The sequence below is a fragment of the Hymenobacter mellowenesis genome (genome assembly GCF_030581005.1).
Lineage (GTDB): Bacteria > Bacteroidota > Bacteroidia > Cytophagales > Hymenobacteraceae > Hymenobacter > Hymenobacter mellowenesis.
In genome coordinates, this window is sequence record NZ_JAUQSX010000006.1 from 15,447 (window position 1) to 25,909 (window position 10,463).

General features: G+C 65.5%; 9 protein-coding genes and 1 riboswitch. Of the genes, 5 read left to right on the forward strand and 4 right to left on the reverse strand.

The annotated features are described in order from the left end of the window. Positions 1-128 precede the first annotated feature (128 nt). Positions 129-220, forward strand: a riboswitch (SAM riboswitch). 254 nt (positions 221-474) lie between these two features. Further along, positions 475-1,929, forward strand: coding sequence for an amino acid permease (locus tag Q5H92_RS12465; RefSeq protein WP_305011860.1), 1,455 nt, complete (start codon positions 475-477; stop codon positions 1,927-1,929). Between the two features lie 156 nt (positions 1,930-2,085). On the opposite strand, the gene Q5H92_RS12470 is transcribed toward Q5H92_RS12465, so the two are convergent. The 3 genes from Q5H92_RS12470 to Q5H92_RS12480 form a co-directional block, all read right to left on the reverse strand. Next, positions 2,086-2,559 carry a hypothetical protein gene (locus tag Q5H92_RS12470; RefSeq protein WP_305011861.1) on the reverse strand — a complete coding sequence of 158 codons (474 nt, stop codon included), beginning with the start codon at positions 2,557-2,559 and terminating at the stop codon, positions 2,086-2,088. A 67-nt stretch (positions 2,560-2,626) separates the two neighbouring features. After that, complete coding sequence (locus tag Q5H92_RS12475) at positions 2,627-3,124, reverse strand: hypothetical protein (protein ID WP_305011862.1); 498 nt, start codon at positions 3,122-3,124, stop codon at positions 2,627-2,629. Continuing rightward, a complete protein-coding gene (locus Q5H92_RS12480) occupies positions 3,121-5,769 on the reverse strand; it encodes a T9SS type A sorting domain-containing protein (protein WP_305011863.1) in 2,649 nt (882 codons plus the stop codon). Before Q5H92_RS12480 ends, Q5H92_RS12475 begins: the two co-directional genes overlap by 4 nt. Positions 5,770-5,987: 218 nt before the next feature. On the opposite strand from Q5H92_RS12480, the gene Q5H92_RS12485 reads away from it, so the two are divergent. Further along, on the forward strand, positions 5,988-6,692 hold the full coding sequence (locus Q5H92_RS12485; RefSeq protein ID WP_305011864.1) for a hypothetical protein: 705 nt from the start codon (positions 5,988-5,990) through the stop codon (positions 6,690-6,692). A 278-nt stretch (positions 6,693-6,970) separates the two neighbouring features. Here the strand turns inward: Q5H92_RS12485 and Q5H92_RS12490 are convergent, their stop codons facing one another. Continuing rightward, a complete protein-coding gene (locus tag Q5H92_RS12490) occupies positions 6,971-7,690 on the reverse strand; it encodes a hypothetical protein (protein ID WP_305011865.1) in 720 nt (239 codons plus the stop codon). Between the two features lie 284 nt (positions 7,691-7,974). On the opposite strand from Q5H92_RS12490, the gene Q5H92_RS12495 reads away from it, so the two are divergent. The 3 genes from Q5H92_RS12495 to Q5H92_RS12505 all read left to right on the forward strand — a co-directional run bounded on the left by Q5H92_RS12495 (position 7,975) and on the right by Q5H92_RS12505 (position 10,445). Beyond that, positions 7,975-8,760, forward strand: coding sequence for a hypothetical protein (locus tag Q5H92_RS12495; RefSeq protein WP_305011866.1), 786 nt, complete (start codon positions 7,975-7,977; stop codon positions 8,758-8,760). Positions 8,761-8,925: 165 nt separating this feature from the next. Beyond that, entirely contained in the window at positions 8,926-9,648 is a 723-nt protein-coding gene (locus Q5H92_RS12500; protein WP_305011867.1) for a GAF domain-containing protein, read from the forward strand. A 158-nt stretch (positions 9,649-9,806) separates the two neighbouring features. Next, on the forward strand, positions 9,807-10,445 hold the full coding sequence (locus Q5H92_RS12505; RefSeq protein WP_305011868.1) for an HD domain-containing protein: 639 nt from the start codon (positions 9,807-9,809) through the stop codon (positions 10,443-10,445). Positions 10,446-10,463 lie beyond the last annotated feature (18 nt).

Below are 10,463 nucleotides of genomic sequence, written 5' to 3' on the forward strand. Positions count from 1 at the left end.
GGTCCTTCGCTTTGCTCAGGATGACAGACGTCGCCCAATGGCTATTCCAACTTTGCTCGGCATGACGCTCAAGTTCGCGGCATCCGGCCCTACCTTTGCCCCATCAATTCCTCTCATTTGAAGGATTGTTTTTATAAAGAGGCGCTGAGAGACAGGCTCAACGACGCGCCGGCAACCACCCGCAACCGCGGCCCGGTGCCAATTCCTGACCATATAAAAACAAGCTGCCGTGCCTGCTGCCAACCGTTTCCTGCTTCTTCCTGCCACTGTTTCTGCCCGCCACGCTAGCCGCGCGGGCGCCGGCCGGGGCTGTTGTTGCTGTTGCTAGCAGGCTGACGAGGCGGGCGTAGGGCCCGCCACTCGCGGGCGGCGCTGACGGGCGGCTGCCCCGTATTTTTTCATCTTCTGGGTTGGGGCGCGCCTTGTGGCGTGGCTTCGCTTGTGATGCGCCGACGGGGGCATCGGCCAACTTTTATGCTTAAAAAATCACTGGAGTTGCTTCGACAGGAAGCAGCCGAAACGGGGGGGAACACCCTCAAGCGCAGCCTCAACGGCGTGAGTTTGATTGCCATTGGCATCGGCGTCATCATCGGGGCGGGCCTGTTCTCGCTCACCGGCATTGCGGCGGCCAACAACGCGGGGCCGGCCGTGACGCTGTCCTTCGTGGTGGCGGCGGTGGGCTGCGCGTTTTCAGCGCTGTGCTACGCCGAGTTTGCGGCCATGGTGCCCTTGTCGGGCTCAGCCTACACGTATTCCTACGCCACGATGGGCGAACTGTTTGCCTGGATTATCGGCTGGGATTTGGTGCTGGAATACTCCGTGGGGGCGGCCACGGTGGCCATAAGCTGGTCGCAGTACCTCATCAAGTTTCTGGGGAAGTACGGGCTGCACATCCCGGCGCGCCTGGTGATGTCGCCGTTTGAAAGTGCGAAGCTGGCCGACGGCTCCACCGTGAGCGGCTTCGTGAACGTGCCGGCCATGCTCATCGTGCTGGCCATTACGGCCATCGTCACGCGCGGGACCAAGGGCTCGGCGTGGTTCAACGCGCTGGTGGTGGCGCTGAAGGTGGCGGTGGTGCTGGTATTCATCGCCCTGGGCTGGCAATACATCGACCCCGCCAACTACCAACCCTACATTCCGGCCAATACGGGCACGTTTGGCGAGTTCGGGTTGAGCGGGATTCTACGCGGGGCGGGCGTGATTTTCTTTGTTTTCATCGGCTTCGACATCGTGGCCACCATGGCGCAGGAAACCAAGAACCCGCAGCGCAACATGCCCGTGGGCATCCTCGGCTCGCTGGCGGTGTGCACGGTGCTGTTCGTGCTGTTCGGGCACGTTCTCACGGGGCTGGCCAACTACACGGAGTTTAAGAACAGCGCCGCGCCGGTGGCCATTGCCATCGAGAAGACACCTTATGCCTGGCTGTCGTCGGCCGTGATTCTGGCCATTCTCATTGGCTACACCTCGGTGATTCTGGTCGATTTGCTGGGGCAGTCGCGGGTGTTTTTTTCGATGTCGAAGGACGGGCTGCTGCCGCCGGTGTTTTCGCGCATCCATCCCAAATTCAACACGCCCGCGCAGTCCAGCTTGCTGCTGGGCTTGTTCATTGCGCTGTTTGCGGGCTTCGTGCCCATCTCGGTGGTGGGCGAGATGACGAGCATCGGCACGCTGCTGGCCTTCGTGATGGTGTGCCTCGGCGTGCTCATCATGCGCCGCACCAACCCCGACGCGCCGCGCCCGTTCCGCACGCCGTGGGTGCCGGTGGTGCCCATTCTGGGCATTGTGGTGTGCCTCGTAATGATGGCCTCGCTGCCCTGGGAAACGTGGCTGCGCCTCGTGGTGTGGCTGGCGCTGGGTATGCTTATCTATTTCGGCTACGGCCGGAAGCACAGCAAACTGCGGCTGGCGCAGGAGAGGGAGCGAGCTTAGGAAAGAGTTTAAAAAGGAACGTCATGCTGAGCGCAGTCGAAGCATCTCGCGTGTGGTAGTAATCCAATCGACAGGAATTACTGCTGCGGTAGAGATGCTTCGGCTGCGCTCACCATGACGTTCTTTATTTTGATGCCGATACTGATACCAGCGCCGTTAGTGCGTAGTCAGCCCATTATCATCCAACTCGTCATCGTCTCGCACGCGGCTTAGGCTACCTTCCAAATCTACCACGTCGTCGCCCGCGGCGCGGTTAGGCGCTTGCGGCGCGGCTTGCTTATACACATCGATGGCGCCGTTGCTGTCCAGGATGGTGCGGGCGCGGTCGGCTTGCTCGTCGGTGGCGGTATTCGCAGTGACGACGGCGTGGTCGGGGCCGGTGGCGGCGATGTGGGCTTCGGCGTCGTCGTTGTTAGAACCGGCAAAAACGTCGCTGAAAAACCGGACCAGGCCGTCTTCGAAGGTTTCGGGAACCGGGTTGCCAATCTGGCCGGGCAGGTGCTCGGCCCGCAGCGTGTCCTGAGTGGCCAGGTTGAGGTTGGTGCGCTCGAAGCCGGCGGCCAGCAGCCGCTCGATGGCAAACTGGGCTTCGGAGGCACTGGTGAACAAGCCGACGACGGTACGAGGCATGGCAATAGGAGGGACGGTGTGCCGGGTTCTACGGCGGGCCGGGCCCCTGGTTTCCGGGCGGCGTTGGTTACTTCAGCACCTTGCAGCGGGTGGGCAGGCGGCCAGCCACTATCAGAGCGTTCAGGTCGGTGGCGGGGTTGGCGTAGGCCGTGCGCGGGCCGCAGTCGCAGAGGGCGGTGAGTGGGTCGCGGTCCAGAATGAGCGTTTCCAGCTCGGCCAGCGTGGGCGCGGCCGTGAGTTGTGCATAATCGGCATAGGTGAGCTTGAGGAAGGCCACGTGCGGCCCGATGCCCCGGTTGTCGAGCCAGTAGCCGTCGGCCAGCGCCGTGGGCTGCGGCAGGTGCCCCGACACATCGGACGGCGCCGGGTAGCTCACGATGCTGCGGCCATCGGCCGAGAGCAGCACCGGCACCCGGTCGTGGTAGTCGGCGCGGGTTTTGTAGAGCAGCGCGGGCGCGCTGGCCCCGGCGGGCTGGGCCGCCGGGGCCGCTGTGGGCGGCGCGGCCGGGCGGGTGCTGTGGCAGCCGGCGGCGGCGGTCAGCAGCAGGAGTAAAGCAGTTTTCATGGGTTCACGGCAATTTTGCGGGTGATGCGGCCGGCGCTGGTTTCGAACTGCACCAGGTAGAGGCCGGCGGCTAGGCCGCGCAGGGGCAGCGCGAGCGGGGCGGCCGTGCTCAGCCGGTTGGTTTCGTAGGCCACCTGGCCGGTGCTGCTGAGCAGGCGCAGGGCCGTGGCCGTGCCGGCAAAGCCGCGCAAATCCACGTTCACTAGGTCGCGGGCGGGATTGGGGTAGAGGCCGATTTGGGCGGCCAGCGCGGGCGGGGCGGTGGCGCTCACGTTGCTGCGGCTCAGGGCCATGTCGAAGAGGTAGGTGCCGATGTTGCCGGCAAAATAAGGCGCCACTTTCACCATGAGCTGACCGCCGTTGGGCAGCACGATGGGAGCCGGCATCACGTCGTCGTAGGTCGTCGACCAGGTGGTGCCGCCGTCGGTGGAGTAGGAAAACAGGGCGTCGAGCGAGTAGGTCTGGCCGTTGGCACTGTTGTAGGAATCGTGCAGGCGGGCCGTGATGCTGTAGCGGTAGCCAGCCGGCAGGTTCACGGCGTAGTAGTCCACATCGGAGGTGAGGTGGCAGTTGGAGCCGGCCGTGCTGCGGGCGGCGGTGCTGCCGCTGAACGTGACGGGCAGCACCGCGGCCGCCGCGGCCGAGTTGTTGGGCTCAAAGGCATCGGCGGCCAAGGCGGCGGCCTGCACCGTCACGCGCACGGGGTTCTGGAACGTGCCGCTGCCGGTGAGCTGGAAGGCGGTGGCGCCGGCCGGCTTGTGCAGCACGGCCAGCAGGTAGGTGCCCGGCGCGGCCGTCACGGCCGTGGTGCTCAGCGTGAGGTAGGGCGCCGAGTAGGTGTAGCCGGCTGGCAGCCCGGTGGTTTCGGTGTAGGTGTTGATGGTCTGCACGAAGGTGCCGTCCAGGTTGTACAGGCCCACGGCGTACTGCCCGGTGAAGGTGGTGGTGCCCGCGTTCAGGATGTTGAGGTTGACCGCCGCGGCCTGGCCCTGCGTGAAGGTGGTTGGCGTGGGCGTGATGGCTGAATTCAGCCGGACGGCGTTCACGTTGCCCACCGTAATCTGGGGCAGGTTGGTGTAGCTGTTGCGGTCGCCCACCAGCAGCCAGTTGCCGCCGCTGGGGCGGTAGAAAACGCCCACCCGGTAGGTGCCCGGCAGCACGCTGAACAGCCCGGTGGTGCTGAAGCTCAGGTTGCCGGTGTAGGTGTAGCCGGCGGACAGGTTCTGGCCGGTTTTGGTTTCTACGTAGTCCACCAGCGCGTTGTTTAGGTCAAACACCGCCGCGCAGTAGTCGCCGGCAAAGGCGGCCGTGCCGGTGTTGATGAGGTTGGTGCTGATGGAAAACGCCTGCCCGTAGGCCAGCGTGGTGGCCGAGGGCGCCACGGTGTTGTTGAGGGCGATGGTAGCGGTGGGCGTGGTGGTGCCGCCGCCTGGGGTGGTGCCGGCCGGCGGCTGAATGCCGATGATGGCCTGCTGATTGCTGTTGTAGCCGCCGCTACCGCCGCCGGTGCCCAGCCCGGCGGGGTTGAGGGCGTTAATCTGGAAGTAGCCGTCGTAGGCGCCGCCCCAGCCCCAGTTGAAGTGCAGGAAATTGTTGTTGTCGTAGCCGTCGGCCACGAAGCAGTGCCCGCCGCCGGTGCCAAACCCGGCGTACACCACGGGCCGGCTGGCATCGAATTCGGCCTTCATCAGCGCCAGCCACTGGGCGTCGGTGTAGGCCGAGCGCAGGATGCCCTGCATGGTGGGCCGGTAGCCGAAGTAGGTTTTCAGGGCGTATTCGGCGCAGTGGGGCACGTTGGTGGCGGCCGAAATCACGTAGGCGTTGCTCGAATTGGCGCTGTAGCCCATGTCCACGCTCACGCCGGCGTGGTACATGAGCGTGGCCACGGCGGGGTTGGCCGCCGTCACGGCATTGGGCATGGCCGTCCACTGGTAGGTGGTGGTGCCGAAGTTGGCCGAGAGCGTGCCCAGGCTGGTGGTGTTGTAGGAATGGAAGCCCGCGCCGGTGGCCGGGTAGTTCCAGAATTTCATCACCTGGGCCATGGCCGTGGCCACGCAGCCGGTCACGGAGCGGCCGCCGCCGGCGTTGTCGTAGGGGCAGAGGTCGTTGTAGTAGGGCGACTGGTTCCAGCGGGTGGCCACCAGCGGGTTCACGGCGGTGCTGCTGGCCGAGCGCCCGGCCGGGGCCGGCGCCCCGCCCAGCAGCTCCTGCCAGGCGGCGCGGATGTCGGCCGTGGCGGGCACGTGGTTGCTCACCACGCGGCCGATGTCGGCGCGGTAGCCTTCCAGCCACTTGGCCACCTGCGGAGCCAGGCGGGCAGGGTCGAAGCCCGACTGGTCGGAGTAGCCGAGGATGGGCGTCACCTGGTCGTCGCCGGCCACCAGCACGAAGCCGGGCGCCGCGCCGCTGAGGGTGAACACGTAGAAGGCCGGCGCGGGCTTGGGCGCGCCCGGCGCAAAGGCCGCAGGGGCCAGCTCGGCCCGGTAGGCCAAGGCCAGCCCGGCCGCCGCGGGCAGGCCGCGCTCGGTGTGGGTGGCCAGAAACGCGCGGCCCGCGCGCTGGGCGGTGGCCTCGTCGACGGGGGCCGCGCCGGCCCGGCCCAGCAGCGTCAGTAGGGCCCACAGCAGGAGTAAGGTTTTTTTCATCAGAAATGATATGAGGCGGGAACTGGCGCGGAAACTAGCACGCACTTGGCGGCGGCGGCCGGGCAAGTCGAGCGGGCCCCGTGAAAAGTCTACCAGGGCGCCACCGGGTCGGCCAACGCGGAGCGGGGCCGCACCAATGCTGGCCGATTTCGGCTACCTTACGGCCGTGCTGGGCAGGGTGCCCGGCTTCTATTGCCCACCCCCTTATCATCTACCGCATGGCCCAGCCCAAATACGCCGCCCGGTTCGAGAATTTCTTCGCCAACCTGCGCCTCAACCGCGACCAGTTTGCCGACATGGCCGCCTTCACCCTGCAGGCCCTGCAGCAGGAAGCCAAAGGCAAGTACGACGCCGTGGCCGACCCCCTCGAAGTGGCCCTCACCGACTACCGCGCCGCCCACGCCGGCCAGCTCTCGGGCGAGGGCCAGGCCGCCACCGTCACCGTGGCCCAGGCCCTGGCCGACTTCAAGGCCTACGTGAAAAAGGTGGAGCGCAAGGTCATCATTCCCACCTACGACGCGGGCAGCCCCGACCTGCTGGCCATCTTCCCCAAAGGCCGCGGCGCCCTCACCAAGAGCAACCAGGCCAAGGTGGAAGACGCCTTCACGGCCTTCCTCGACGCCCTCGATGCCCGCCCCACGGCCTTCACCTCGCCCGTGCGCGTCGAGGGCCGCAAGGTGCTGGCCGCCCTCACGGCTGCCCTGCGCCGCGCCGACGGCATCGCCAAAACTGCCGACACCCAGCGCCTCGACCTGCACGACGGCCGCGAAGCCACCTGCCTGGCCCTGTTCCGCGCCTACGCCACGCTGCTGCTTGAGTTCGCCGAGAAGCCCCAGCGGGTAGCCGCGTTTTTCGATTTGAGCCAGGCCGATACGGGCTCGAAAAAGAGCAGAACTACCCTGCCCGGCACTTCGAAAGCCTAGCAGAGCTGCTTAAGCCTAGCAGAGCTGCTTAAAAACGAAAAAGCCCGTTCCGGCCCGCCGGAACGGGCTTTTCCATGCGGCGGAGGCTACTCCGGCCTTCTGGAACGAACGTCGCTGAACAGCGAAGAGTACTCCGGCCGGCCGGAACTACTGTTGCCAGATAGCGAAGCCCATTCCGGCCATCTGGAACGGGCTTCGCCACACGGCAGAGGGCGTTCCGGACGGCCGGAATGGGCTTCGCTATCTGGTGGCGGGCATTGCAGCCGTCGGGGAGGGGACTAGGGCACCCGGTCCCATACTTCGCCTGCGCCACTTACCATCCGCACCAGGCCGGCCCGGCGGTCGTAATACAGCTCCTGCATATAGGCGGCTGAAACCGGCTTGCAATCGGGGCCCCGCGAGGTACCGATGAAGGTAACGACATCCGTATAAGTCCGGCCGCGCACGGTTAGCTGCCCGAAAGGGCCATTCAGGGCGCCACGGCTGGGAAATTTCAGGCCCCGACAGCTATAGTAGTCGGTGTGAATGTCCGTGTTGCCCACGAAGTCGTACCATTCGCCGGCGGCGTACAGCTGGCTGGTGCCTTCGTCGTAGCCTTCCGAAATGAGGGTGCCAAGCTGGGCGTGGTCCCTAGTAAAACGAATATCGGCCGCCCCAAGCAAGCTGTCCGTCCGGTTCAGTCGGAGGGTTATCTGGTCGTAATAGCGCTCCAGTTTCGAAGAACTGGGAATGCCTGAAGAGGTGCTTTTGAGGGCACCTTTATTGACGGTAATAACCCAGGCTTTGTACACCCGCTGGTAACCTTGGCGGTTCTCCATTCGCCACACATCGTTGTCGCGGGTTTGCAGCCACGCCCGGTCGTCGTCAGTGAAATGATAATAGGGCACGCCGTCCACGTAGGAAAGCCCTTCCTTGTCAGCGGGGCCGTCTTTCTTACAGGAAGTACTGCCGAAAAGCGTTGCGCTGGCAAGCAGCAGGAGGAAGTAACGTTGGAGCATATAGCTGGGGGAAGTAGTTGCGAAAAGGTAGGTCCTTCCGCTGTCGAAGCGCAAATTGATATTTGGCTTTATCGGACTTCGTGAAGGACTGAAATTGGGCCTTTTTATCCACCGCACACGGGCAACAGCCCACATTTTTAGAGACATTAGGAATTGAAAGTATCTCAATAGATAACAGCCCTGCCAGAGTCGCGAAGCCCGCGCCTCACCCGCGTCAGCCTGTAGCAATACGGCCGTGACAGGGAGGCGGTAGCCGTCGGGGCCGCCCACCGCTATATTTAGCCATGCGATTTACTTCCCTGGCCGCCTGCGCTGCCCTGGCCGCTGGCTTGGCTGCCTGCAACCCCGCCCCCAAGCCGCCCGCCGCCCGCCCCGGCCCCCTCAGCCCCGCGCAGAAGCAAAAGCAGCTCGCGCAGTTGCAGCTGGAGTACGCCGGCCCCGAGCAAACCGACAGCTCGGCCTACGTGATTTACCCGCTGGTGCTCGACAAAACCACCGGAGACGAGGACAGCTACAGCAGCAGCAGCGGCCGCTATGAAGTGAAACGCTACTGGAACCTGGCGTTTTACAACCCCGCCACCCGCGCCGTCCACCTCCTCGATTCGACCCGGCGCATGGCCATTTACGGCTACGAGTCCGCGGCCGGGGAGAAAGGCGCCGCCGTGTCGGGCGCCGTGTTTGCGCGCTACGTGCGCGGCAGCTTCCAGCGCGTCGACAAGCTGCTGTACTACTCCGTGCGCACCCTCGACTACAACCGCGACGGCCAGCTCACCCAGGCCGACCCCAACTACCTGTTCATTTCCGACAAAGCCGGGCGCGGCTTCCGGCAGGTGTCGCCCGACAATTACCACGTGGTAGGCCGGCAGCTACTGCCCGCCACCAACCAGCTCCTGCTGCAGGCGCAGGTCGATGCCAACCACGACCTCCGGTTCGACGACCTAGACCCCACCGTGCAGCTGGTGTACGACCTGGCCACCGGCGGCCCGGCCCGGGCGGTGTTTCCCCCGTCCGTTCAGCTGGGGCTCAAGAAGGCCTTTCAGGCGCAGTGGCCGGCTCCGCCCACCCCATAGGACCGGCCGCGTTCCGGCCGGCCCAGTGGTGTACGCCCCTGACATCTCCGGAGCTTCTTCTCCCGCTGCCGTGCATTCACCCAGCGCCCGCGGCCATTCGCCGGGTCGCCCGAACCATTCGCCAACCACCGCAGTTGGCCGCACGACGCTAGCTATTTTCTTTGCATGATGGATTCTATGAAGTACCCGGGCCTGATACCTTCCAATGAACACAAACGGCTGGAAGCCTTGCAGCCTTACCAAGTGCTGGGTACCCCGGGCCAGGAGGTATTCAACGACTTTGTGAGCGTGGTGGCCCGGCTCTTCGACATGCCCATTGCCCTGGTGAGCCTCGTGCGGGCCGACGACGTGGTGTTCATCGGCAACGAGGGCCTGCCCGAAGCCCTGGTGGTGGCCCGCGAAGACAGCATGTGCTCAGTGGCCATTCTCAACGATGGCCTCACCGAATTCCGCGACGTGGTAACCGACCCCTGCGAACTGGTCAACCCTTTTGTGGCCCAGCAAATGCACCTCGGCTTCTACGCCGGCCAGGCCCTGCGCACCCCCGATGGCCTGGCCGTGGGCAGTCTCTGCGTGATGGACCGCCGTCCCCGCCAGCTCTCCGCCCAGGAAGGCGAATTGCTGAAGGAACTGGCCCTCGTGGCCCAGGAGCTGCTGCGCCTGCAAGCCGCCCATGCCACCAACCCCACCCTGATGGCTACCCTGCGCACCCGCCTCGACGGGCCGGTGCAGCAGTCGCTCAACCGCCTCACCACCCTCGCCGAGCTGGGCCAGTGGGAAGAAACCACCGACACCGCCGACGCCCAAGGCTACACTGCCTCCCGCCTCGACGAAGCCCGCTACCTGGCCCAGACGCTCTACCGCGAGCTGCAGGCCGCCCGGGGGTAGGAAGGCGCGGGTCTAAACAGAAGAACGCCTGCCGTCCTGCGCGGAGCGAAGCACCTTACCACGTCGGCATCACCTGACTTGGCAAGGTGCTTCGCTCCGCGCAGGATGGCAGGCGTTTTTTCAAGCCGCTTCGTTAGCCGCACGCTTATTTAGCAGCTATGAACGACCTCGCCGCCCGCTGGCACCGCCTCACCGCCCCGCTCATGCCCGACGCGGCCCGGCGCGCCGCCGAGTTCCAGCGCTTGAGCGCCGCCTACCAGGCCCCCACGCGCCACTACCACAACTTGCAGCACATCGAAAATCTGCTAAACCGAGTGGAAGCCGCCGACCTGCACGACCCCACCGTGGTGCAGCTGGCCGTGTGGTTTCACGATGCCGTGTACAACGCCCTAAAGCACGACAACGAAGCCCGCAGCGCCGCCGAGGCCATGGCATTTCTTCGGCACTCAACCCTGGAGCCGACCCGGCAGCAGCGCGTGGCCTTCCTCATCGAGCGCACCGCCGACCACACCCAGCCCCAGCCGCCCCACGACGCTGACCTGCTCCTGTTCCTCGACGCCGACCTCAGCATCCTCGGCGCCCCGGAAACCGCATATTGGGCCTACGCCCGTCAGGTGCGGCAGGAATACCGCCTCGTGCCCGACCTGCTCTACCGCCCCGGCCGCCGCCAGGTGCTGGCCAAGATGCTGGCCGCGCCCGTGCTCTTCCGCACCCCCGCCCTGTGCGCCGAGTTCGACGCCCCCGCCCGCCGCAACCTGCAGGCCGAAATCGACGCCTGGGACCGGGGCGGACTGTAATCGGCCTCATTGTACTAA